The organism is Bradyrhizobium sp. ma5, from assembly GCF_042258955.1.
Lineage (GTDB): Bacteria > Pseudomonadota > Alphaproteobacteria > Rhizobiales > Xanthobacteraceae > Bradyrhizobium.
The window spans coordinates 5,722,928-5,746,145 of sequence record NZ_CP170156.1 but is presented as its reverse complement, the minus strand read 5'-3'; the positions used below and the strand labels follow the sequence as shown (position 1 = coordinate 5,746,145).

Annotated in this window: 25 protein-coding genes; 12 read left to right on the top strand and 13 right to left on the bottom strand. The window is 64.9% G+C overall.

Features of this window, described 5'->3' with window-relative positions:
* Nucleotides 1-3: 3 nt before the first annotated feature.
* Nucleotides 4-1,437 (bottom strand): adenylosuccinate lyase, encoded by a 1,434-nt coding sequence (gene purB / locus ACE103_RS26930; protein WP_374708089.1) that lies wholly within the window; start codon nucleotides 1,435-1,437, stop codon nucleotides 4-6.
* 186 nt (nucleotides 1,438-1,623) lie between these two features.
* Nucleotides 1,624-2,451: an oxaloacetate decarboxylase gene (locus ACE103_RS26925; RefSeq protein ID WP_375775533.1), complete on the bottom strand. Its 828-nt coding sequence runs from the start codon at nucleotides 2,449-2,451 to the stop codon at nucleotides 1,624-1,626.
* A 115-nt stretch (nucleotides 2,452-2,566) separates the two neighbouring features.
* On the opposite strand from ACE103_RS26925, the gene ACE103_RS26920 reads away from it, so the two are divergent.
* Nucleotides 2,567-3,523, top strand: coding sequence for a LysR family transcriptional regulator (locus ACE103_RS26920; RefSeq protein ID WP_375775532.1), 957 nt, complete (start codon nucleotides 2,567-2,569; stop codon nucleotides 3,521-3,523).
* A gap of 103 nt (nucleotides 3,524-3,626) precedes the next feature.
* The gene (locus ACE103_RS26915; RefSeq protein WP_375775531.1) at nucleotides 3,627-4,019 is read left to right on the top strand and encodes a hypothetical protein; all 393 of its coding nucleotides are present in this window, start codon (nucleotides 3,627-3,629) and stop codon (nucleotides 4,017-4,019) included.
* A gap of 39 nt (nucleotides 4,020-4,058) precedes the next feature.
* On the opposite strand, the gene ACE103_RS26910 is transcribed toward ACE103_RS26915, so the two are convergent.
* Nucleotides 4,059-4,382, bottom strand: coding sequence for a DUF1476 domain-containing protein (locus ACE103_RS26910; RefSeq protein WP_375775530.1), 324 nt, complete (start codon nucleotides 4,380-4,382; stop codon nucleotides 4,059-4,061).
* Between the two features lie 347 nt (nucleotides 4,383-4,729).
* Between ACE103_RS26910 and purC the strand changes: the two genes are divergently transcribed.
* The 5 genes from purC to ACE103_RS26885 all read left to right on the top strand — a co-directional run bounded on the left by purC (nucleotide 4,730) and on the right by ACE103_RS26885 (nucleotide 8,041).
* Nucleotides 4,730-5,497: a phosphoribosylaminoimidazolesuccinocarboxamide synthase gene (gene purC / locus ACE103_RS26905; protein WP_016843454.1), complete on the top strand. Its 768-nt coding sequence runs from the start codon at nucleotides 4,730-4,732 to the stop codon at nucleotides 5,495-5,497.
* Between the two features lie 15 nt (nucleotides 5,498-5,512).
* The gene (gene purS, locus ACE103_RS26900) at nucleotides 5,513-5,755 is read left to right on the top strand and encodes a phosphoribosylformylglycinamidine synthase subunit PurS (protein WP_029083848.1); all 243 of its coding nucleotides are present in this window, start codon (nucleotides 5,513-5,515) and stop codon (nucleotides 5,753-5,755) included.
* A 282-nt stretch (nucleotides 5,756-6,037) separates the two neighbouring features.
* Nucleotides 6,038-6,349: a hypothetical protein gene (locus ACE103_RS26895; RefSeq protein WP_375775529.1), complete on the top strand. Its 312-nt coding sequence runs from the start codon at nucleotides 6,038-6,040 to the stop codon at nucleotides 6,347-6,349.
* 4 nt (nucleotides 6,350-6,353) lie between these two features.
* Nucleotides 6,354-7,055, top strand: coding sequence for a phosphoribosylformylglycinamidine synthase subunit PurQ (gene purQ / locus ACE103_RS26890; protein ID WP_375775528.1), 702 nt, complete (start codon nucleotides 6,354-6,356; stop codon nucleotides 7,053-7,055).
* Between the two features lie 5 nt (nucleotides 7,056-7,060).
* Nucleotides 7,061-8,041 (top strand): tripartite tricarboxylate transporter substrate-binding protein, encoded by a 981-nt coding sequence (locus ACE103_RS26885; RefSeq protein ID WP_375775527.1) that lies wholly within the window; start codon nucleotides 7,061-7,063, stop codon nucleotides 8,039-8,041.
* 8 nt (nucleotides 8,042-8,049) lie between these two features.
* On the opposite strand, the gene ACE103_RS26880 is transcribed toward ACE103_RS26885, so the two are convergent.
* Nucleotides 8,050-9,030 (bottom strand): DMT family transporter, encoded by a 981-nt coding sequence (locus tag ACE103_RS26880; RefSeq protein ID WP_375775526.1) that lies wholly within the window; start codon nucleotides 9,028-9,030, stop codon nucleotides 8,050-8,052.
* Nucleotides 9,031-9,186: 156 nt separating this feature from the next.
* Nucleotides 9,187-9,561: a helix-turn-helix domain-containing protein gene (locus ACE103_RS26875; protein WP_223976130.1), complete on the bottom strand. Its 375-nt coding sequence runs from the start codon at nucleotides 9,559-9,561 to the stop codon at nucleotides 9,187-9,189.
* A gap of 107 nt (nucleotides 9,562-9,668) precedes the next feature.
* On the opposite strand from ACE103_RS26875, the gene ACE103_RS26870 reads away from it, so the two are divergent.
* Nucleotides 9,669-10,382, top strand: coding sequence for a glutathione S-transferase family protein (locus tag ACE103_RS26870; RefSeq protein WP_375775525.1), 714 nt, complete (start codon nucleotides 9,669-9,671; stop codon nucleotides 10,380-10,382).
* A 73-nt stretch (nucleotides 10,383-10,455) separates the two neighbouring features.
* On the opposite strand, the gene ACE103_RS26865 is transcribed toward ACE103_RS26870, so the two are convergent.
* Together ACE103_RS26865 and ACE103_RS26860 are read right to left on the bottom strand one after the other, a co-directional pair.
* On the bottom strand, nucleotides 10,456-12,690 hold the full coding sequence (locus ACE103_RS26865; protein ID WP_375775524.1) for an alkaline phosphatase family protein: 2,235 nt from the start codon (nucleotides 12,688-12,690) through the stop codon (nucleotides 10,456-10,458).
* A 271-nt stretch (nucleotides 12,691-12,961) separates the two neighbouring features.
* Nucleotides 12,962-13,453, bottom strand: coding sequence for a PaaI family thioesterase (locus ACE103_RS26860; protein ID WP_375775523.1), 492 nt, complete (start codon nucleotides 13,451-13,453; stop codon nucleotides 12,962-12,964).
* 186 nt (nucleotides 13,454-13,639) lie between these two features.
* Here ACE103_RS26860 and purL point away from each other — a divergent pair, with 186 nt between their 5' ends.
* Nucleotides 13,640-15,871 (top strand): phosphoribosylformylglycinamidine synthase subunit PurL, encoded by a 2,232-nt coding sequence (purL, locus tag ACE103_RS26855; protein ID WP_375775522.1) that lies wholly within the window; start codon nucleotides 13,640-13,642, stop codon nucleotides 15,869-15,871.
* 110 nt (nucleotides 15,872-15,981) lie between these two features.
* Here purL and ACE103_RS26850 read toward each other — a convergent pair whose 3' ends face one another.
* Together ACE103_RS26850 and ACE103_RS26845 are read right to left on the bottom strand one after the other, a co-directional pair.
* Nucleotides 15,982-16,242, bottom strand: coding sequence for a GlsB/YeaQ/YmgE family stress response membrane protein (locus ACE103_RS26850; RefSeq protein WP_223976144.1), 261 nt, complete (start codon nucleotides 16,240-16,242; stop codon nucleotides 15,982-15,984).
* Nucleotides 16,243-16,544: 302 nt separating this feature from the next.
* Nucleotides 16,545-17,729 carry an acyltransferase gene (locus ACE103_RS26845; RefSeq protein WP_223976146.1) on the bottom strand — a complete coding sequence of 395 codons (1,185 nt, stop codon included), beginning with the start codon at nucleotides 17,727-17,729 and terminating at the stop codon, nucleotides 16,545-16,547.
* 186 nt (nucleotides 17,730-17,915) lie between these two features.
* Between ACE103_RS26845 and ACE103_RS26840 the strand changes: the two genes are divergently transcribed.
* Nucleotides 17,916-18,089 carry a DUF1328 domain-containing protein gene (locus tag ACE103_RS26840; RefSeq protein WP_021077845.1) on the top strand — a complete coding sequence of 58 codons (174 nt, stop codon included), beginning with the start codon at nucleotides 17,916-17,918 and terminating at the stop codon, nucleotides 18,087-18,089.
* 124 nt (nucleotides 18,090-18,213) lie between these two features.
* On the opposite strand, the gene ACE103_RS26835 is transcribed toward ACE103_RS26840, so the two are convergent.
* A complete protein-coding gene (locus ACE103_RS26835; protein ID WP_050402001.1) occupies nucleotides 18,214-18,573 on the bottom strand; it encodes a DUF427 domain-containing protein in 360 nt (119 codons plus the stop codon).
* Between the two features lie 210 nt (nucleotides 18,574-18,783).
* Between ACE103_RS26835 and ACE103_RS26830 the strand changes: the two genes are divergently transcribed.
* On the top strand, nucleotides 18,784-19,020 hold the full coding sequence (locus tag ACE103_RS26830; RefSeq protein ID WP_021077843.1) for a BolA family protein: 237 nt from the start codon (nucleotides 18,784-18,786) through the stop codon (nucleotides 19,018-19,020).
* Nucleotides 19,021-19,050: 30 nt separating this feature from the next.
* On the top strand, nucleotides 19,051-20,232 hold the full coding sequence (locus ACE103_RS26825; protein ID WP_375775521.1) for a low temperature requirement protein A: 1,182 nt from the start codon (nucleotides 19,051-19,053) through the stop codon (nucleotides 20,230-20,232).
* Between the two features lie 8 nt (nucleotides 20,233-20,240).
* On the opposite strand, the gene ACE103_RS26820 is transcribed toward ACE103_RS26825, so the two are convergent.
* From ACE103_RS26820 to egtB, 3 genes are read right to left on the bottom strand one after another with little or no spacing between them, the layout of a single operon-like run.
* Nucleotides 20,241-20,636 (bottom strand): DUF4345 domain-containing protein, encoded by a 396-nt coding sequence (locus tag ACE103_RS26820; protein WP_375775520.1) that lies wholly within the window; start codon nucleotides 20,634-20,636, stop codon nucleotides 20,241-20,243.
* 26 nt (nucleotides 20,637-20,662) lie between these two features.
* Complete coding sequence (gene egtD / locus ACE103_RS26815) at nucleotides 20,663-21,631, bottom strand: L-histidine N(alpha)-methyltransferase (protein ID WP_375775519.1); 969 nt, start codon at nucleotides 21,629-21,631, stop codon at nucleotides 20,663-20,665.
* Nucleotides 21,632-21,684: 53 nt separating this feature from the next.
* Complete coding sequence (gene egtB, locus ACE103_RS26810) at nucleotides 21,685-22,938, bottom strand: ergothioneine biosynthesis protein EgtB (RefSeq protein WP_375775518.1); 1,254 nt, start codon at nucleotides 22,936-22,938, stop codon at nucleotides 21,685-21,687.
* Between the last annotated feature and the right edge of the window lie 280 nt (nucleotides 22,939-23,218).

The following is a 23,218-nucleotide window of genomic DNA, read 5'->3' as shown; positions in this document are numbered from 1 at the left end:
ACCTCACAGGATCGTACCCGGCGCGTAGCTCGCCGCTTCGGGCTTGGCCCGGGCGAGCGCGTCGACTTGCTCGGCGAAATAATCGACCTGGGCGCCGGCGTCGCCGGAGTTGGCGCGACCTTGCGCGAGCACGAGCTGCAATTCGCTTTCGCTCAAGCCGAGCCGTTGGTCGGCGGCGAGACGCTGCAGCAGATCGTTCTGCACGATCTTGCCGGTGCGCAGGTCGCCGATGGCGGCCACGGCGTGCTCCTTGATCGCCTCGTGGGCGCCTTCGCGGCCGGCGCCCTTCTTGACCGCTTCCATCATCACCGTGGTGGTCAGCAGGAAGGGCAGATAGCGGTTGAGCTCGGTCGCGACGACGGCTTCGAACACCTCCATCTGATCGAGCACGGTGAGCAGGGTTTCGAGCAAGCCATCCATGGCGAGGAAGGCATCCGGCAGCATGACGCGGCGGACGACCGAGCAGGAGACGTCGCCTTCGTTCCACTGATCGCCGGCGAGCCCGGAGGCCATGGCGAGATAGCCCTTCAGGATCACATGCAGGCCATTGATGCGCTCGCAGGAGCGGCTGTTCATCTTGTGCGGCATGGCCGAGGACCCGACCTGGCCCTTGGCAAAACCTTCACTGGCGAGTTCGTGGCCCGCCATCAGGCGGATGGTCTTGGCGAAGTTGCCGGGACCGCTGGCGAGCTCGGTGAGCACGCTGACCGCACGGAAGTCGAGGCTGCGCGGATACACTTGGCCGACGGCGTCGAGCGCTTTCGGCAAGCCGAGGTGAACGAGGATGCGCTCCTCGAGCGCGCGCGCCTTGCCGGCATCGCCATTGAACAAGGTGATCTGGTCGAGACGCGTGCCGACTGCGCCCTTCAGGCCGCGCGCGGGGTAGGTTTGCAGCACGTTGACCAGGCTCTGATGCGCCAGCAGCATCTCTTCGCCTGACATGGCGATGCGCTTGCCGAGCGTCGTGACCTGCGCAGCGACGTTGTGGGTGCGCGCGGTGAACGGGATGTCACGTAATTGCTGCGCGCGCTTCGCAAACCGAATCAGCGCGGCGATGCTCTTGGTCTCGACCAGCTGCAACGCGCGGTAGACCTGCAGCTGTTCGACGTTTTCGGTGAGGTCGCGGCTGGTCATGCCCTTGTGCAGGTGCTCGTGACCGGCCAGATCGCAGAACTCCTCGATGCGCGCCTTGACGTCGTGGCGGGTGACGCGCTCGCGCTGCATGATGGAGGCCAGGTTGATCTGGTCCTTGACGCGCTCGTAGCTTTCGATCACGCCGTCCGGAACCGGAATCCCGAGATCGCGCTGGCCCTTCAGCACGGCGATCCAGTAGTCGCGTTCGAGGCGAACCTTGCCCTCGCCACTCCAGATGGCGCGCATGGCGGGTGAGGCATAACGTTCAGCAAGAACGTTGGAAATGTGATCCTGGGACATGATCCCGCTCTCTTGGCATTGCCTGAGGCTGCCTGCAAGTCGCGACCTGTCATGAATCGTCGGGTCTGGTAGTGCCTTGGCCGGACTTGCGGTGTTCGCGCTACCATACCAGATCAGTGGATACGCCGCCTCAGGCAAGTCCCGGGGCGGCGCCGGCATTCCCTGGCGCGGGACAGGACGTCCGACGCGCTACTTGCCCTTCGCGGCAGCAAACGCCTCGCGCACCTCCTTCACCGGCGCCATGTCGCGGACGAAGCTGAACGCGCCCTGATCCTTCATCTCGCGGGCACAGCGCAGGAACGCGGCCAGCGCGTGACGCTCCATCGCGCCGCCGACGCTGATGCGCTTGACGCCGGCGGCGGACAGTTGCTCGACCGTCAAGGTCGGATCGGCGAAGCCCATCACGAGGTTGAACGGCTTCTTGACCGACGACACCACGGTCCTGATGGTGTCGATGTCGTGGAGGCCCGGCGAATATAGCACGTCGGCGCCGGCGGCCTCGAACGCCTGCAGCCGCCTGATCGTGTCGTCGAGATCCTTGCGACCCCAGAGGAAGTTCTCCGCGCGCGCCGTCAGCGTGAACGGGAAGGGCAGCGCCCGTGCCGCCTCGACGGCGGCCTGCACCCGCTCGACCGCCAGCGTGAAGTCGTAGATCGGACGCTCGCGATCGCCGGTCGAATCCTCGATCGAGCCGCCCACTGCGCCGGCTTCGGCGGCGAACCGGATCGCTTCGGCTGCGAGCTTCGGCATGTCGGCGCCGCAATTCTCCAGATCGGCATTGACGGGCAGGTCGGTGGCATCAGCGATCGCCCGGCAGTTCTCGATGATCTCGTCGAGGCCGACGGTTGCGCGGCCGAGTGTGTTGGCGAGCCCGAGGCTCGTGGTCGCAAGCGCCTCGAAGCCCATCGCCGCGAGCAGCTTCGCCGTGCCGGCATCCCATGGGTTCGGAATGATGAAGGCGCCGGGCCGCTGATGCAGCTCGCGAAAGCGTGCCGCCTTGTCTGCCTGGGTGCGCATGTGAACTCCTGAGCGTTGAAAAAAGCGTCTGAAAGCAGCGATAGGGCGGTTTCGGCCATCAGACAAATTTGTTATTTCTTTCGATATCATCAGTTTTTTGCATGAGGCCTGGCGAATGGACAGCGACGCGCTCAACACGTTCCTGGTGGTGCACCGGCGCGGCGGCGTCTCGAATGCCGCCAAGGCACTGCACCGCTCGCAGCCGGCGATCTCCCGGCGCATCGCGCTGCTCGAGCAGGAACTCGGTGTGCCCCTGTTCGAGCGGATCGCGGGCAAGACGCGGCTGAGCGATGCGGGGCGGGTGATGATGCCCTATGCCGAACGCGCGGTGGCGGCGGCGCAGGATGCCGAGAATGCGGTGCGCGCGCTGTTGCGCGACAATTCCGGTCCGGTGGCGCTGGCGGTGACCGGCACGCTTGCGGGCGAGCGGCTCTCCAAGGTGCTGAAGCGCTTTGCCCGCCGGCATCCGGATGTCGCGCTGACATTGCGCACCGCGACCAGTGCCGAGGTCAGCGATCTGATCCGGCGCGGCGAGGCCACGATCGGGCTGCGCTACGACCGCGACCGCTCCGGCGAGCTCGATTGCGAGGTGCTGTTCGCCGAGCCGCTCGTTGTGGTCTGCGCGCCGGACCATCCGCTGGCGGGACGCCGTGTCGGCCGTCTCGCCGATCTCAGGGACGAGCGCTGGATCGCCTTTCCCGAGGTGCCGGGACGGCGCGAAATCACCGCATCGCATGTGTTCGCATTGTTCCTGACGCACGGGCTCGGCGAGGTCGCTTGGACACCGGTCGACAGCCTGACGGCACAGAAGCGGCTGGTTGAGGCCGGGCTCGGGATCGCGCTGCTGTCGCACAGCAACGCAGCGGAGGAGCTGCGCGCCGGGTCGATCGCGACGATCCGCGTCGGCAATCTCACCGCAAGTCACGAGGTTGTCGCGGTGACGCGGCATGGCGGCTTCCTCAGCGCCGCGTCGCGCCGCCTGCTCGACATCATCCGCACTGATTTCAGCAAGGTGGAATCGGCCGCGCCGGCCGCGAAGCCACCCCGTCCGTCGCGACAACGTCACCGTTAACGGGTGATGAAGTGGCATCGGGGTTTTTGCCCGCCGCGGTTTGTCTTGTTGCAACCAGAGGTGGTTAGAAACGCGTCACGTTCCCTCGGTGCAAGGATCCGCCATGACGTCGATGACACGCCTGTCCGCAACGGCCATCAGCCTGCTGCTCCTGACGGCTCCTGCTTTCCCTCAAACTCCGGCCGGGCGCATCACCCTGATCGAGCAAGCCGCTCCGATCCGCCAGGAAGGGATGGTCCGCGCTCAGAGTAACATCAACCTGTTCCTGCCGGGGCCGAGCGGTGACAGCGAGGAGGCACAGAAGCTGCGCGACCGCGCTCGCCGCACCGTTTACGAAATGGCGGCGCACGAATGCGACCTGTTGCGCGAGGTGATCGCCAGGGATTGCCGGCTCGAATCGATCAATGTGAACATCAACGTCGCCCGGCAATACGGTCAGCAGCAGGAAGGTTTCAACGTGAACGGCTCGATGAGCATGCAGATCACGTTGAAATAGGTGCTGGAATGGGTGGGCGGGGAACTCAGGTTCCCGCCTTTACGTCCCCGCCTTCACCTGAGCCGCAGCCACAGCCAGCAATTCGTCCATCTTGGCGCGAACGTCGCGCTCGGTCGTGGCCTGGCCCTTGGCGGTGAGGTCCTTCAGAACCTTGTGCAGGACGTCATTGTCGCCGGCTTCCTCGAAATCGGCGGCCACCACTTCCTTGGCATAGGCGCCGGCCGCATCGCCCGTGATGCCGAGCTTCTCGGCCGCCCACAGGCCGAGCAACTTGTTCCGGCGCGCTTCGGCCTTGAACTTCAGCTCCTCGTCGAGGGCGAACTTCTTCTCGAAACCTTCCTCGCGCTTGTTGAATTCGTTCATGCCGAAGTTCCATTTCCCTGCTGAATGGCGGGCCGATGCTCGTTGCGGCAGCCCCGATGCCTGCCTAGATAAGTGGGAGGAATCGGCAAGACAACGAGCCGTTAAGCCGCAGGCAAACAGGCGGAATCGGGCCTTTTTGATAGGGCGGTATAAGTGCCCTGAATGGGGCACTATCGATTGTGCTGGAAGGGCCAATCGGATAGGTTGCCAACAGGCATGGTTCTTGTTCTGTTTCCAGTTGGATTGCCCAGGTTCCAGGCCTCCGCGGCAGCTCCGTCGTGGGTCGTAACCCCAAGTCATCCGGAGCACCCAAATCCATGGATTTCAACAAAACACGGTACATCCCAATGAGCCGTCGACGCCGCATTTATGAAGGCAAGGCCAAGGTGCTTTACGAAGGCCCCGAGCCGGGAACCCTGATCCAGCACTTCAAGGACGACGCGACCGCGTTCAACGCCAAGAAACACCAGGTGATCGAGGGCAAGGGCGTCCTCAACAACCGGATTTCGGAGTACCTGTTTCAGCACCTGAACGACATCGGGGTGCCGACCCACTTCATCCGCCGCCTCAACATGCGCGAGCAGCTGATTCGCGAGGTCGAGATCGTGCCGCTCGAGGTGGTGGTGCGGAACGTCGCCGCCGGCTCGCTGTCGCAGCGGCTCGGGATCGAGGAGGGCACCCAGCTGCCGCGCTCGATCATCGAGTTTTATTACAAGAACGACCAGCTCAACGACCCCATGGTGTCGGAAGAGCACATCACAGCGTTCGGCTGGGCCACGCCGCAGGAAATCGACGACATCATGGCGCTGGCGATCCGCGTCAACGACTTCCTGACCGGTCTCTTCCTCGGCATCGGCATCCGCCTCGTCGACTTCAAGATGGAGTGCGGGCGGCTGTTCGAGAACGAGATGATGCGGATCATCGTCGCCGACGAAATCTCGCCGGACTCCTGCCGTCTCTGGGACATCAAGTCGAACGAGAAGCTCGACAAGGACCGTTTCCGCCGGGATCTGGGTGGCTTGCTCGAGGCCTACACCGAGGTCGCGAAGCGGCTCGGCATTCTGATCGAAAACGAGCGGCCGGCCGGCAGTGGCCCGGTGCTGGTGAAGAGCTAAGCTTAAGGGGCGACCGTGAAGGCACGTGTAACTGTGACATTGAAGTCGGGCATCCTCGATCCGCAAGGCAAGGCGATCGAGGGCGCGCTGAAATCGCTCGGCGTCGACGGCGTCGCCAGCGTTCGCCAGGGCAAGGTGTTCGACATCGAGCTCGCCGCGACCGACAAGGCCAAGGCGGAGGCGGCGCTGAAGGCCGCCGCCGACAAGCTGCTGGCCAATACCGTGATCGAGAATTACCGGGTCGAGGTTCTGAGCTAGCGAGCGAGCCAAATGATGACAGCCGCTCCCACCTCTGCTCGCAGAGACCAAATCTTCGTCCGAGCGCTCGTGGTCGGCTTGCTGACGGTAGCCGGAATCGGCGGGGCTTCGGCTCAACCGGCGCCGGCAGCGCCTGCCGCGACGACGCAGGCGCCACCATTCACGGTCAGCGGATGGAGCTACGAGCGCCGCGGCTCCGATGTGCATATGTTCCGCTGCGCGCAATCGGCCTGCGGCGCAGGCTCCAAGGTGAGCTACCGGTATTATACCGGCGGAAAACAGATGACGCTCGACCAGTTCCGCGAGGGGCAGGAGCAGATCATCAAGGCGCTGGAGCAGCGGACGCCGGGGCAGCGCATTACGCTGCTCGGCGTTGATGGCGACAAGGGCACCGCGGGGCCGCGCATGTTCAAGGCACGGCGCCTGACCGTGGCAGCCGACGGCGCAAGCGAGTATCAGGTCAGCGGCTTGCTGCTTGCCGGACAAGGCTCTGCCAGCCTGATCAGCTCGGCGCGTGACGAAAAGGCCAGCAACGACAATTACGCGAAGTTTGCCGCCGCAGTTAAGCTCGTGCTGGCACCCAAAACCAGGTGATGCAATGAAATCAGCCGTCCTCGTCTTCCCCGGCATCAACCGCGAACGCGACATGGCGCGCGCGCTCAAGCTTGCATCCGGCAATGAGACCTCGATGGTCTGGCACGCCGAGACCGCGCTGCCCAAGGGCACCGACCTCGTCGTGGTGCCCGGCGGCTTCTCCTATGGCGACTATCTGCGCTGCGGCGCGATCGCGGCCCGTGCGCCCGTGATGGACGCGGTGCGTGACTTCGCCGCCAAAGGCGGGCTGGTGCTCGGCGTCTGCAACGGCTTTCAGATTCTCTGCGAGTCCGGGCTGTTGCCGGGCGTGCTGATGCGCAATGCCGGGCTGAAATTCGTCTGCCGCGACGTGCATATGCGAATCGAACGCTCCGACACGCCGTTCACCCGCGGCTACAATGCCGGCCAGGTGATCCGCGTGCCGGTCGCGCATGGCGAGGGCAATTACGAGGCGGACGAGGAGACGCTGAAGCGGCTCGAGGGCGACGGGCGGGTGCTGTACCGCTACTGCTCGGCCGAGGGCGAGGTCGATGAGGCTTCCAACTTCAACGGCGCCGCGCATTCGATCGCCGGCATCGTCAACGAGCGCGGCAACGTGCTCGGCATGATGCCGCATCCGGAAAACCACGTCGAAGAGATCATGGGCTGCACCGACGGCCGCGGCCTTTTCGCGGGTCTGGTCCAGCATCACGAAAAGGCGGCCTAACCGTCATGTTTGGAAGGTGCCTTGCCGCAGCGGCAGCTGCATTGCTGCTGCTTGCGACGGCCGCGCACGCCCAGGATACCTCGAAGCTGGACTTCCCGAAGCGTCCGATCACGATGATCGTGCCGTTCACGGCCGGCGGCACCTCGGACGTCATTGCCCGCGCAGTGGCCGACCAGATGGGTACGGCGCTCGGCCAGACCATCATCATCGAGAATGTCGGCGGCGCCGGCGGCTCGACCGCGCTGACCCGCGCCGCGCGCGCCGAGCCGGACGGCTACACGATCGCGATCGGCAACGCCGGCACCAACGCCGCGACCTACACGATCTATCCGAAGCTGTCGTTCACGCCCGACTCCTTCGCGCCGATCGCCGTGGTCGCCAAGACCTTCGGCATCGTCGCGCTGCGGAAGGATTTTCCGGCCAAGGACCTCAAGGAATTCATCGACTACGCCAGGAAGAATCCGGGCAAGGTCAATCTCGGCCATGCCGGCGTCGGCTCGTCGAACTATTTGATCTGCAAGAGCTTCGTGCATGCCGCCGGGATCGACGTGCAGCTCGTCGGCTATCGCGGCGCCGCGCTCGCGCTGACGGACGCGATCGGCAGCCAGATCGACGGCGTCTGTGATGCGGCCGCTTCGGTGTCGCAGGCGATCGACGACAAGCTGGTGAAGGCGGTCGTGGTCGGCTCGACCGTGCGGCTCGCCTCGCTGCCGGACTTGCCGACCTCGGCCGAGGCAGGCCTGCCCGAGTTCGAGGCGCAGGGCTGGAACGGCCTGTTCGCGCCGAAGGGCACCCCGCCTGACATCATCGCCAAGCTCAATGCCGCCGCGCGCACCGCGGTCGCGAGCGAGGCGGTGAAGAAGCGCTTCGTCGAGTTGTCGACGGTAGCGCCCGACGCCGATGAGCTCGCACCCGAAGTGCTGCAGCAACTCGTGACCCGCGACGTCGCGAAATACCGCGCGTTGCTCGCGGACGACAAGAAGTAGCCGGAAGACTATCCTCGCAACCGGCCTAGCCACCGCTTCACGGCTTCGCCCGGGATTGTCATCGCGGCGACGCCGGCCATGACCAGCAAGAGGCCGAGCGCGAGGTTCGACGGCACGGATTCCCCGAGCAGGATCACCGACAGCGCGACGCCGATCGGAATCCGCAGATAACCTTGCGCATTCGTCGTGAGCGTGCCGAGCCGCGTCAGGCACATGTAGAACAGCATCAGGCCGAACGCGCTGGAGAATATGCCCATCACGACGGTGGCGACCAGCGCCTGTGGCGTCGGGTGCAGCGTCCAGGGGTGGTCGACGATCAGGGCGACCGGCAGCAGCACGGTGCCGCCGAACAGCAGCGAGCCGGCGGCCACCACCATGGGATCATAGTCGGAGAGACGAAGCCCGAAGATCGTGGCGCAGGCGAACGAGACGGTGGCGAGCAGGATCGCGATCTCGGCGACAATCTCCTTGCCGAAGCCGGAGAGCGCGTCGAGGCCGATGATCGCGACCGTGCCGGCGAGGCCGAGGATCGCGCCGACGAACTTGAGCGGCGAGGCCGGCTCGTGCCGCGTGATCGCCCACGTGATCAGGAAGGCGAAGATCGGCGTCGTCGAGGCCAGCACCACCGTGCTGGATGCCGGCACATAGAGCTGGGCCCAGGTGATCACCAGGAACGGGATCGTCGAGTTGATGGTCTGCTGGAAGGCGAACAGCTTCCAGGCCTTGATGTCGGTCGGGATGCGGATGCCGCGGATCCACAGCACCACGAGCAGGAAGAGGGCGGCGACCAGCGAGCGCGCCGAGATGAAGGTGACCGGCGGGATCGAGCCGAGCCCGATCTTGGTCAGCGGATAGGTCGAGCTCCAGCAGCAGGCAAGCGCCAGCAGCAGCGCATAGTCGCGCCAGCCGCGCGCACCGGGCGTGGTGGTCGAAGTCGGCGTGATCGCGGGAGCCGTCACGCCGCCCGTCTTCGCGCCTTGTTTCAGCATGATCTTTTCGGAAAACCGCTTCGCACTTTTCCGGATCATGCTCTGGCTGTGCTCTTCGGCACCTTGGTTTGGCTCCCCGCGCACTGCCGCGCATCAAAACTGATACTTCGGGAGCGTATCCGATGCCAGCGCAAGTTTGACGGCGCTTCGTGCCGTTCAATCCCGCGAGACGGTATTCGGAATGACCGGCTCGGCATCCGCGGAGCTGGACTGTGCTCCGGCATCCGACGTCGTTTCCCACCATTCACCCAGCGCGTCGATCAGCGGCACCAGCCGATGGCCGGCCGGCGTGAGCTGGTATTCGACGCGCAGCGGATAGCCTTCGAATTCGGTGCGCTCGACGATGCCGGCGTCCTCGAGCTTGCGCAGCTCCAGGGTCAGCATCTTGTGCGAGATGGTCGGGTTGTCGCGGCGCAGGTCGCTGAAGCGCTTGGTGCCCTGCTTCAGATAATAGATCAGCAGCGTCGGCCATCGGCCGCTCAGGATCCGCATCACTTCCTCGATCGGGCAGCGGGAGACGAGAGATTTCATGGCGGCTCGTGGTTACAAAAAGGTGCGTAATTTACTTCACGGATGTGGCGAATAGGGTCCGGCTCCGCTGCGCAGCGTGATCGTCTGACATCACCGGAGACCACATCATGGAACCTATCCTCATCTATGGCTTCCCGCTCGGAAGCTCCATGGGGCTCGTTGCAGCTCTCGAATGGCTGCGCAAGCCCTATCGCCTTTGCCGCGTCGACATGCTCGGCGAGATGCGCGATCCCTCCTATGCGCGGATCAATCCGCGGCATGAGACGCCGGCCTTCGTCACGGATCACGGCAAGGTGCTTACCGAGAACATGGCGATCGCAGGCTGGCTCGAGGCACGCGATACCGAGCGTCGCATCAGCTTCGACCCGTTGTCGCCGCAGGCCGACCGGATGCATCAGCTGATGGCCTTCGCGAACACCGGCTTCACCGCGGCGTTCAGTCCGCTGTGGGCGGCGCTGGAGATGCAAACACCGAACCCGGCGATGCAGTCCGCGCTGCGGCAGTGGGGGAAGGGCAATGTCGTGCAGCGCCACGACCGGCTCGAGCAACTGATCGGCGATGCACCGTTCCTGCTCGGCGACCATCCGACTTTGGCGGATGGTCTGCTGATCGGTGTTGCGCGCTGGCTCGATTTCCACGCCGTCGCCGACCGCAGTCGCTGGCCGAAACTGGCCGCACTTCGCGCGCGACTGGAGGCCGATCCGGCCGTGATCTACGCCACCGCGCTTGAGAGCGGCGAGAGCAGCCCGGGATCCGGCGCATGCGCCGGTCACGTTTCGCTTGCCGAGGTGATCGAGCGGTTCGGCACGCCGCGCGCGTGACGATTCCCGGTTTTGATTGGCGAGGCGGTGGACGCCGGTCTGACGTCCACCGCAATAAATTTGCGCGAGTATCCTAGCGCAGGACCTCGCTCAGCACCTCGCCATCGACCTGGTGCGGTGTGGTGCCGAGGAGCCGCATGACGGTCGGCGCCACGTCGATATTGCGCATGCGCCGCACCACAGTGTCCCTTCGGATGTGCGGTCCCGCGGCGATGAACGTCGCGCTCATCACTGGAAGCTCAGGATCGTGACCGTGGGCGCCGTAGAAGTTCGGCATCGACAGCGCGGTGGTTGCCGAATTGAACGGCGCGTCGCCCTGGCGCGCGACGCCGGGGTTCTGGATGCCGTCGAAATTGTAGCCGGGCGCCATCAGCGCGAACACGTCGCCATAGTCCTGGCCGACGGTCTTGCTGATGCACTGTCCAGTTCCGGCGTCGCATTGCAGCGGCCGGGTTTCGACGACGGTGAAGATGTGCTGGTCCTTAAGCGAATAGTTGAAGCGCGCGTTGGGATCGACCGCGTTCTTCACCGCGTCGGTGATCTGCGCCACCAGGTTACGGTAGGTCGCCAGATCGACGGTGCCGCCGAGCTCGCGGTTCTGCAGGTTGACGTAGATGTCGGCGGCAGGTCCCGAGGTGCGGATCCCGACCTTGCTGGTGTCGATGCCCGCGTTGCGCAGGATGTTGGTGAGATTGACCGAGGTGTGGAATGGCGCGAAGCCGTGGTCCGACACCACGACGACATTGCTGTCATGGCCCGCCGCATCGGCGATCTGCTTCACCGCTCTGTCTGCGGTCTGGTAGGCGAAGCGGATGTAGGACGCGTAGCGCTTGACTTTGGCGGGATCCTGATTGGCGCCGATCGAATTCGGGTCGGTCGGGCTGGTGCCCTGGCGCGGATCGGTCAGCAGGAACTGGTGCTCGGAGCCGTCGGGCTGCTCGATATAGACCATGACGAGATCGGCGTCCGGATGGGTCTTGATCGCGCGTTCGCCGATATTGGCCTGGTAGCGCACGAAGGTCTTCACCATGTCCTCGAACATCGTCTCGATCTCGACGTCGGGGAAATTCGTGAAGCCCGGGCTCAGGCGCTCCGGGATGCGGAAGTCGGCCTGCGGACGCCAAAAGCCGATGTTGTTGTTGATGTCGTCGACATCGGCGAGGACAGGCGTGTTGCGCGGGATGAAGTTGGCGCCGTAACGGGCGAAGCGCACAGTCGAAAGATCGGGTGACAGCGTCGAGACGAAGTAGGCGGCGCCGACCTTGGCCCCGCTGCCCTCGAAGAAGAACGGCGCGTTCTCGCCGCCGAACTTGACGTAGGCCGGCCCGGTCGACGGTGCGTGGAACGGTCCTGCGGTGATGCCTCTGATAGCATCGAAGAACACCAGCGTGTCGTAGTTCACCTTGCGGTCATTGGTGGTGTCGATGGCGGCGACGCGGATCGAATATTTGACGTCGAGCGTCGAGGCGTTGGTGCAGGTCGCGGTCGCCGCCGCGGAACACGAGAACGTCTCGATCGGCGCCGAGGTCACCAGCACCGGGCTGAACGAGAAATGGCCGGCAGCCTGCAGCGCCGCGACGATGCCCGGATCGGTCGCGAAGTCGCTGCGCGACAGCGAGAAGCCCTGCGCACCGATGCCGCCGAACGCGCCGAACGGCACCGTGAAGTCGGTCACGCGGGTGGGTTGGGCCGGCTGCACCACGGTCTTGTTGATCGAGATGTCGGCGCCGTCGCCGCCGGGCCACGTCGCGGTGACGACCTTCTTGCCCTGCTGGCGCAGCTGCACCCAGAGCGGCTGTGCCGTCGGGTGCGCCGACGGTCCGAGCGGGCTTTCGCTGTAGCCGCCGATCGGCGCTGCGAAGCCGCTGATGCTGCTGGAGATCGGGCCAACAATCGGCTGGAAGGTGTTGGACGGGATGTCGTTATGGACCGCCGTCGAACCGGTCGCGATCGCGATATGCGAGACTGCGGTGAGCGATGGCGACGCCGTCACGTTCTGCAGCGCCACTGCGCCGCGCCGGCTGAGCCGGGCGAGGCCACCGTCGCGCGGCAGCACGCCTTCCTCGATGAATTTCTGGATGAAATCGGGCTTGGCACCATCGAGCGAGATCAACACCACGCGCGGCTTGCGGCCGTGATGGCCGCCGTCATGATCTTGATCCTGGTCTTGATCGTGACCGCGGGACTCGCCGACGCCGCGATCGCCATTGTCGCCGTCCTGGCCGGCACGCGCCGGCGTTGCAACGCACGCCAGCGATGCGACAAGCGAGATGGCCGTCGTGACGGAAACAAACGTCTTCAATTTCATGAGAATGCCCCAACTTCGCTGCGCGAACGCACAAACGGAAACCGTTCAGCAATATTCCGGGCTTGGCTGACGCGCATGTGACGCGCGCGCGACGACGCAACGACAGCATGTCGTCGCGTCACAACTGGCGTTCGCATGGCTTCACGCAAAGAACGCGCGTGAACACAACGCGCTAGCACCATGCTTTCGATTTAATCCGCGCTGATGTAACGGTTGAATGACGGCGTGTGTTCACGGAGCTTGCGCGTTTTGCGCGAACTGGTCGTGAGCGCTACGCTGGCTTCTCCGCCGGTGCCTTGCGCTTTGTCCGCTTGATGGTGCCGGAGAAGCTGAACAGCGGCCGCTCGGCCGATGTCAGCATGCCGCGCACGAAGATCAGCGATCCGCCGGCGCGGGTGACCTCGCCGGTGCATTCGATCAGGTCACCCTCGCGGGCCGCATCGAGGAATTCCGAGGCGAACGAGACCGTGACCCCGGGGCCCTGGAGCACCGGGGAGGCGAGCGCGAACAGGCAGTAGTCCGCGAAGGTCATGAGGCAGCCGCCATGGACGTTGCCGGAGCCGTTGAGGTGCTTCGGGCCGACCCGGAACGCGCAGGCGATGCGACCGTTCTCGTCCATGCGGTGGTAGAAGGGGCCGGTATGGGTCTCGAAACTGTCCCGGGTCCAGGTTCGCCAGCCGGCGAATTCGCCCTCGGTTTCGACGTGCAGGTCGGGGCGGCGGTTGAACGCCGTAGTGAGTGCGGTCTTGGCGAGCTCGTTCACGAAATCTGGCCTTCAATTATCGGGTCCGGGACCTTAAATCCGATCCATCCCCATTGTGCAAATCCCAGGCACAGAACCAGGCTGCAAATCCCGGGCCGCGTCCAACCGCCGCAAAGCTCTGGACAGGCCGGAAATGGGCCGTAAAAGGCCTTTTCGCCCCCGTTCGATCTACCTATTAAGGGTCCCATGACCGCGCCCAAGAACGACCCCAAGAACGAGCCTCCAATCACCCCCGAACTCGTCGCCGCCCACGGGCTGAAGCCGGACGAGTACGAGCGCATCCTGAAGCTGATCGGGCGGGTTCCGACCTTCACCGAGCTCGGCATCTTCTCGGCGATGTGGAACGAGCATTGCTCGTACAAGTCGTCGCGCATCCATCTGCGCGGGCTGCCCACCAAGGCCCCTTGGGTGATCCAGGGCCCCGGCGAGAATGCCGGCGTGATCGATATCGGCGACGGCCAGGCCGTGGTCTTCAAGATGGAGAGCCACAACCACCCGAGCTACATCGAGCCCTACCAGGGCGCGACCACCGGCGTCGGCGGCATCCTGCGCGACGTCTTCACCATGGGCGCGCGCCCGATCGCCTGCCTGAACGCGCTGAGCTTCGGCGCGCCCGAGCACCCCAAGACCCGGCATCTGGTGTCCGGTGTGGTCGCGGGTGTCGGCGGCTACGGCAATTCGTTCGGCGTGCCGACGGTCGGCGGCCAGGTGCGCTTCCACACCCGCTATGACGGCAACATCCTGGTCAACGCGATGGCGGTCGGCCTCGCCGACGCCGACAAGATCTTCTACGCGGCGGCCTCCGGCGTGAACATGCCGATCGTCTATCTCGGCTCCAAGACCGGCCGCGACGGCATTCACGGCGCCTCGATGGCCTCGGCCGAATTCGACGACGCCTCCGAGGAGAAGCGCCCGACCGTGCAGGTCGGCGATCCCTTCGCCGAGAAGCTGCTTTTGGAAGCCTGCCTCGAGATCATGGAAGCCGATTGCGTGATCGCGATCCAGGACATGGGCGCGGCTGGCCTGACGTGCTCGGCGGTCGAGATGGGCGCCAAGGGCGACCTCGGCGTCGACCTCGATCTCGATGCGGTGCCGACCCGCGAGACCGGCATGAGCGCCTACGAGATGATGCTCTCGGAGAGCCAGGAGCGCATGCTCATGGTGCTCAAGCCCGAGAAGGAGAAAGAGGCCGAGGCGATCTTCCGCAAATGGGGGCTCGATTTCGCCATCGTCGGCTACACCACGCCGAGCAAGCGCTTCGTCGTCAAGCATGGCGGCGACGTGATGGCCGATCTGCCGATCAAGGAGCTCGGCGACGAGGCGCCGGTCTATGACCGTCCGCATGTCGCCTCAACCGCGCTGCCGGTGATCCGCGGCCAGGACGTCAAGCCGCCGCTCGGCATCTCAGATGCGCTGACCAAGCTGATCGGCACGCCCGAACTGTGCTCGAAGCGCTGGGTCTGGGAGCAGTACGACCACGTCATCCTGGGCAATACCATGCAACGCCCCGGCGGCGATGCCGCGGTGGTCCGCGTTGAGGACGGCCCGAAAGGGCTTGCGCTCACCGTCGACGTCACGCCGCGCTATTGCGAGGCCGATCCGTTCGAGGGCGGCAAGCAGGCGGTCGCGGAAGCCTGGCGCAACATCACCGCCGTTGGTGGCCGGCCGCTCGCGATCACCGACAATCTCAACTTCGGCAATCCGGAGCGGCCCGAGATCATGGGCCAGTTCGTCGGCTGCCTGAAGGGCATCTCGGAAGCCTGCCGCGCGCTCGACTTCCCGGTCGTGTCCGGCAACGTCTCGCTCTACAACGAGACCAACGGCCGCGGCATCCTGCCGACGCCCTCGATCGGCGGCGTCGGCGTGCTCGACGACTTCACCAAGTCGGCGACCCTGGCGTTCAAGGCGGCGGGCGAGGCGATCCTGCTGGTCGGCGACACGCAAGGCTGGCTCGGCCAGTCGGTCTACCTGCGCGATGTCTGCGGCCGCGAGGAGGGCGCTCCGCCGCCGGTCGATCTCGCTACCGAGAAGCGCAACGGCGACGTGGTGCGCGGCATGATCCGCGCCGGCACCGCGAGTGCGGTGCATGACGTGTCCGACGGCGGGCTCCTGATCGCGCTCGCCGAGATGGCGATCGCAAGCGGCATCGGCGCGCAGCTGCTGGCGGCGCCGTCCTCGATCGTGCCGCATGCCTATTGGTACGGCGAGGATCAGGCCCGCTACATCGTCACCGTGCCTGCGGCGGACGCGGGCCTGGTGCTGGCCAAGATGAAGGGCGCCGGCGTGCCCTGTGTGCGCATCGGCACCACCGGCGGCGAGGCGATTGCGGTCGCCGGCGAGCCGCCGGTGACCATCGAAAACCTGTCCCGTGCCTTCGAGCACTGGCTGCCGAACTACATGCACGGCACTGCTGCCTGATCCGGATGGATCAGGCGCTGCAACGCCGAGCGAACAAGGTCTCAATAGCGCGATGAACCCGTCATCGCGCTATTGTCTTGTGGCGAGGCGCGATCCCTTCGGATCAAGCGCTAGGTTGCGCCGCGGATCGCGCGCCAGGCAAAGATGATGATCACTGCGCCGATGAAGCCGGCGACGAGATAGCCGATCCATCCTCCGCCGAGCGATACGCCGAGCAGACCCAACAGCCAGTTCGCCAGCGCGGCGCCGACGATGCCGAGGATGATATTCATGAAGATGCCGGTTCCGGTCTTCATGAACATCTCGGCGAGCCAGCCGGCCAATCCACCGACGATGATTGCGGCGATCCATCCAACTTGAGGGTCGTTCATCCCAGGACTCTCCTTGAGGTCAGCAGTGCGGCCAGCATAACCGAGAATCACATGGCCACATGTGACCAATGGCAGGTTGTGCGCAACTTGTTGGCGACGGGCTCAAGCCTGTCGCCCATGGCGCTGCCGGCGTTCGGCCGCCGTGATCAGGATGCGGGGGCGGCGCGGGGCGAGATCGCTGCATAGAGCATGATCCGGAAAAGTGGAGGCCGGTTTTCCCGCGACAAACGCGAAGCGTTTGCGCAGAGATCATGCTCAGAAAAGGAGGGAGGTTATGATGCGATTGCGCATCATAACCGAAATTACAGCACGTATTTGGCGCCCGGAATCTTGCGCAGCACGGCGGTCGCGGCCCAGCTCAGCGCAACAGTGGCGAAGAACGCGATCGCGGCCTTGGCGATCGCCGGCAACTCCATGTCGAACAGCCAGTATTGCAGCCACAGCACGATCGGATAGTGCACCAGGAACATGCCGTAGGCGTCGCCCTGCATGCGGTCGAGCAGCGTCGGTCCCGGCGCCTTCGATTGCAGGAAGTAGGCCAGGATCGCGAACAGGATCGAGGCGCTGAACAGCACGTAGAAGGTGCCGTAGAACGCGAGATACCAGCCCGGTAGCGGATCGGGGTTACCGATGATCCCGCGCTTGATGTAGATCATCACCCACATCAAGCAGTAGGGGATCAGCGTGATCCCGGTCCAGAACCAGCGCCGCTCGGTCAGCCGTCCATGCGCGCTGAGCAGGCCACCCTCGAGATTCGCCGCCCCGATCCCCGCACCGATGAAGAAATAGGACGCATACAGCAGCACCCGGCTCGCCTGCACCGAGAACGGTCCAAGCTCGAACCAGTAGTTCTGGCCGTAATGCACCAGCATCGGCAAATAGGCGGCGGCACTGACGACGACGAGGAACAGCCAGAACTTCGAGGGACGCTCAAATCCCTTGATCGACAGGCGGTTGATCGGTTCGAGCAGGCGCGACGACACCCGGTACAGCACGCTCGCCGTCAGGTCGAAGGTCATCAGGACCCAGACGAACCAGATCGGGCCGCTCGGCCAGGGCCCGAAAATCATGGTCTTCCGCCAGAACTCGGAGAAGGTCAGGTCCGGCGTCGCACGCAGCGCGATCGCGTAATAGGCGATCGGAATCACCGTGAACGCACAGATCACGAAGGGCAGGCCGAGCCGCAGCAGCCGGTCGCGCAGGAAGATCAGCCACGGCTTGTGGCCGAGCCCGGGCCAGACGAACAACCCGGACAGGAAGAAGAACATCGCCATAAAGAAGCTGTCGGTGGCGAGCACGACGCAGTCGAAGCCGATCCACGATGTCGGGTCGGTGTGGCCGAAATGGGTGTAGGGGATCACCGCATGATGCAGCAGCACGACCAGCGTCAGGAAGGTGCGCGCACGGTCGAGGGCGACATTGCGCTTGTGGAGCTTCGGTGCTGCCTGAACGTCGACGGCCGGAGCCGCGTGAGCAATCGATTTCATGGTGCCCCCAGCCGGGTCTGCAGCCGGATGTTGCAATCGGGAACCCGATTCAGCAAGGCCCAATCGTCCCGATTCCGTGGTGTCGAGGTCGGTCATTTCAGTGGATCTGTTTCGTTCTGGAACCGGGGTCGGTGGCGGGCGTTGTCGGGCGGACGCGTACGGCGCGCGCGGTTTGTGGAGCAAGCAATGACACTGCTGAAATGGGCGTTGGTCTTCCTCGTCGTCTCGATCATCGCGGGCCTGCTCGGCTTCACCGGCATTTCCGCTGCCTCCGCCGACATCGCGCGCTTCCTGTTCTACGTGTTCGTCGTGATCTTCCTGGTGCTGCTGATCCTTGGGCTCACGATCTTCAGGGTCTAGCGGCGATCCGGCCGAACACTCCCGTCGTCATGCCCGGGCTTCGCCCGGGCATTTCCGTCTTCGGGCTGATCAGCACGCAACAAAGCGCCGGGCGAGGCCCGGCGCGTGCGGCAGGCGCGATGGTCTAGGCGACTTCCTCGATTTTCACCTTGTCCGGATAGAAGGCGAGGTGGCCGGCGATCTCGGTCATGGCCGGAAAGGGCGCCTCATAGGTCCAGATCGCATTGTCCAGCGTCTTGCCGTTGGCCTTGATGCTGAAGTAGTTCGCATCCCCCTTATAGGGGCAATGCGTGGTCCGCTCGGTGCGGGTCAACAGTTCCATGTTGGCGTCCTGCCGGGGGACGTATTGCACGGCCGGATAGCTCGCTTCCTTCAAGGTCAGCGCATGGCTGGTCTCGGCGATGACGACGCCGTCGGCGGTGACGCGGACACGCTTGGCATTCGGCGTGATCGTGATCGGATGGTCGGGGCCGGGGAGCTTCATGATTCCGCGCCTCTTCTGGTCATTTCGGCGTCATGGCTTGTGACCGATTGATGCAGGTTTAAATCGCTGGGAATGGGAATATAGTGTGCCCCGGAATGACCTAGAAGACCTCAGGCGCCAGGTTTTATCTTGGGTTTTGCCTTGAGGTTTGTCTTGGTTTTCCTGGCCGAATCGGCCCTGATTCGAATGACCTGACGGAGGTGGACTGGGATGCCGATGGACGCCCGTGATATCGAATCGATGATCAAGGCAGCGATCCCTGATGCCGAGGTGACGATCCGTGATCTGGCCGGCGACGGCGACCACTACGCGGCCACTGTCGTTTCCGAGTCATTCCGCGGCAAGTCCCGCGTTCAGCAGCACCAGATCGTCTACCAGTCGCTGAAGGGCCAGATGGGCGGCGTGCTTCACGCGCTGGCCTTGCAGACCGGCGTGCCGGAAGGCTAGGCCCCGGCCAGCGGGCGGGGGCCCCAAGCGATGGCAGATAATCCGCGCGGCGCGATGTTTCGCGTCATCGTGCCGAATCAGCACAGCCGCGTCACCAATGCCGAGCTGTTCTTCGACCTCGTCTTCGTCTTCGCCGTCACGCAGCTGTCGCATACGCTGCTGCACCACTTCACCCCGCTGGGCGCGGTGCAGGTCACGGTGCTGTTCCTCGCGGTGTGGTGGGTGTGGGTCTACACCACCTGGGTCACCAACTGGCTCAATCCCGACCTGACGCCGGTCCGCCTGCTGCTGTTCGTCCTGATGCTGGGCGGGCTGCTGCTGTCGACCTCGATCCCGTCCGCCTTCGACGGACGCGGGCTGTGGTTTGCCGGGACCTACGCAGCGATGCAGGTTGGCCGCACCGCGTTCTGGCTGCTGGCGACGCCGCGGCGGCGAACGGCAGTCCGCCACAACGCAATCCGCATCCTGACCTGGCTGTCCTGCTCCGCCGTGCTCTGGATTCTCGGCGGCTTCGCCGAGCACGAGACGCGGATGTGGCTGTGGATCGCGGCGCTGGTCATCGAGTACGTCGCGCCGGCTCTGCGGTTCTGGACCCCCAGGCTCGGCTTCTCCTCGATGGAAGCCTGGTCGGTCGAGGGTGGCCACATGGCCGAGCGCTGCGCAGGGTTCATCATCATTGCGCTCGGCGAGGCGATCGTGGTCGACGGCGCGACCTTTGCCGAGCTGACCTGGACGCCGGAGAATGTCGCCGCATTCATCTCGGCGCTGGTCGGCAGCATCGCGATGTGGTGGATCTATTTCCACAAGGGCGCCGAGGCCGGCGCGGACATGATCTCCAAGTCCGAGGAATCCGGCCGCGTGGCGCGGATCGCCTACACTTATCTGCACATGCCGATCGTCGGCGGCATCATCCTGACCGCGGTTGCCGACGAGCTGGTGCTGAAGCATCCCGGCGGCCATTCCGACCTGAAGACGATCGTGAGCTCGGTCGGCGGCGCCGCGCTGTTCCTGGTCGGGACCATCCTGTTCAAGTTCGTCATCCGCAATTTCCTGCAGCTCTCGCACGGCGTCGGCATCGTGGCGCTGGCGATCACGGCCTATTTCGGCCGCGAGATGTCACCGCTGGTGCTTTCGATCGTCACCACCACGATCATGATCGTGGTCGCGGCGTGGGAATCGATCTCGCTGCGGTCGAGCGGGGAGGAGGAATAGCCGGGGCGCTACCTGCGACCGGCCGTGGCCACGCGGTGCTGCCAATAGACGAACAGCGGCGCGCCGATCACCTCCAGCGCGGTGAAGCCCACGAAGGGCAGCGGCGGGAGGCCGACCATCGCCATCGACAGCAGCCTGCCGATGCCACCGAGGAAGATGCCGCCCCAGACCACGCGGAACAGCACGCTCTCGCTTTCGATGCGCGGCACGAGCCAGAGCAAAGCGAGGCCGAGACCGAGCCAGACCCCGCCGAAGAAGCGCAGATTGCTGTCGAGCACCGGCAGCGCGGGAACGCCCGACGAGGCGTACAGCGGATCGCTCACGCCGAGCATCGTGATGAGGCCGGTCAGGATCGGGACGAGGGCGAGCAGTGCCGTCGCGATCTGTAGCGCACGCCGGCCCATGTCACGTTCCCTTGGCTGCCGGGATGCTAGTCCGCGACCAGCGCGTGCACCGAGAACATCGTGTTGGCGTCGGTCCAGCTGTCGCGCACCGTCCAGCCCGCGCTGCGGGCGAGCGCGGTGAACCGCTCGAGGCTGTACTTGTAGCTGTTCTCGGTGTGGATGCTCTCGCCCGGACGGAACGCGAAGGTGTTGCCGAGGATGCGCACGGTCTGCGCCTTGCGGCTGATCAGGTGCATCTCGATGCGGTGGCGGTCGCGGTTGTAGATCGAGCGGTGCGTAAATCCCGACAGGTCGAAATTGCCGCCGAGCTCGCGGTTGATGCGAACCAGCACATTGAGGTTGAAGCGCGCGGTGACGCCGGCTGCGTCGTTATAGGCGTCGTACAGCACGCGCTCGTCCTTCTCGAGGTCGACGCCGATGATCATCTGCGCGCCGTGGCCGAGGATCTTTCGCGCGCTGCGCAGGAAGGCCAGGGCCTCGCTCGGCTCGAAATTGCCGAGTGTCGAGCCCGGGAAGAAGCCGACCTTCGGCATCGCGGCGACGGCCTCGGGCAGCGCGAACGGCGTGGTGAAATCGGCCGCGACCGGATAGATTCCAAGACCCGGGAAATCCCGGCGCAACCCGTCGGCCTGGGCTTTGAGGAAATCTCCGGAGATATCGACCGGCACGTAGGCTGCGAATTCGCTAGTCTCGAGCAGGAGGCGCACCTTGGTGGTCGCGCCGGCGCCGAACTCGACCAGCGCCGCGCCGTTCGGAATGATTGCGGCGATCTCGCTGCCGCGGTCGCGCAGGATGCCGAGCTCGGTGCGCGTCGGATAATATTCCGGCAGCACCGTGATCTGCTCGAACAGCTCCGAGCCGGTGGCGTCGTAGAAATATTTCGGCGACAGCCGTTTCGGGTGACGGGCGAGGTCGCCGATCACATCGCCGGCAAACGCCGAGGTCGCTTCGTCGAACGGATACGCTTTGGCCAAAGCGGCGGCATGCACATTCATGATACTCTCCCGAACGCGCTTACCGACGCGTCATCGATGTCGACAGGACTCAATCAGGCATAGTCGGCGAGGCGTAACCCCGTGAATTGCCAGCGATGGTGCGGATAGAAGAAGTTGCGGTAGGTGACACGGCTGTGACCGGCCGGCGTCGCCAGCGACGAGCCGCGCAGCACGAGCTGGTTGACCATGAACTTGCCGTTGTATTCGCCGAGCGCGCCTTCGATGGCGCGATAGCCGGGGTAGGGCGAATAGGCGCTGCGGGTCCATTGCCAGACGATGCCGTAGGCGTCGTTGAGCAGGCCGGCGCGGGCGGCGACCTCCCATTCCATCTCGGTCGGCAGATGCTTGCCGGCCCAGCGGGCGAAAGCGTCGGCCTCGTAATAGCTGACATGGCAAACCGGGGCCTGTGGATCGAGTGCCTGCAGGCCGCCGAGCGTCATGATCTTCCACTCGCCGTCGATCTCGCGCCAGTGGCCCGGCGCCTGCCAGCCCTCGTTGCTCACGGTGCCGAAGCCGTCCATCAGCCACAGCGTCGCGGTGGAATAGCCGCCGTCCTTGATGAAGGCGAGCCAGTCGGCATTGGTGACGAGATTTTTCGCGAGCTTGACCGGGCCGACCAGCGCGCGATGCGCGGGCTTCTCATTGTCGAAATGGAAGCTGTCGTCGGCGTGGCCGACGGTGTGGATGCCCTCGTTGAGCGTCACCCATTCCGCGGGCCTGCGCTGCGATGCCGGGAAGCGCCACGCCGGATCGTAGGCTGGCGGGATCGGGTTCTGCGCGAAGGCATGCAGGATGTCGGTGTACATCAGCTCCTGATGCTGCTGCTCGTGATTGAGCCCGACCTCGACCAGCGGCACCAGCGCCTCGAGCTTGTCCGTCGGGGCGGTCTGGAAGAATTTCACCACCTCGGCGTCGACATGGCGGCGGTAGGCGGTGACTTCGTCTGATGTCGGGCGGGTCAGATGGCCGCGCTGGTGGCGGGCGTGCCGGGGACCGGCGCTGACGTAATAGGAATTGAACAGATAGGCGTAGTTCGGATGGAACGGCGCATAGCCCTTGACGTGCTCGCCGAGCAGAAACTGCTCGAAGAACCAGGTGGTATGGGCGCGGTGCCACTTGGCGGGGCTCGCATCCGGCATCGACTGGATCAGCTGGTCTTCCGCCGATAGCGGCGCGACCCGGCGCTCGGTCTCGTCGCGGACCGTGCGATAGGCGTCCACCAGCCGCCGCGCGAGCGACCCGGATTCGGAGGACAGTGACGGGGAGGTGCCGGGAACGGCGGCCGCGGCAGAGGCTGGTTTCGTCAACGATGGTCTCCGATTCAAGGGGAGAACGTTGCTTCGGTAAACTGGTTCCAGACGGACAGTTCGTCCTAGATAGGGGCTCCGTTACGGGAAAAAAGCCTCCCCCATGATGATATTGGGCCCGTCAGATAATCCCGGCCCGTTTTGCGGTGCGGTCCGGCTCCCGCCGCATGCCTGATTTCCGCCATTTTGCTTTGGATGCACAATGGTTTGAGCTACATATATAACCAGTCACGGGTTAGAAGGGTGGGCCGGCCCACAAGGCTTGAGAGCGCCGCCCCCG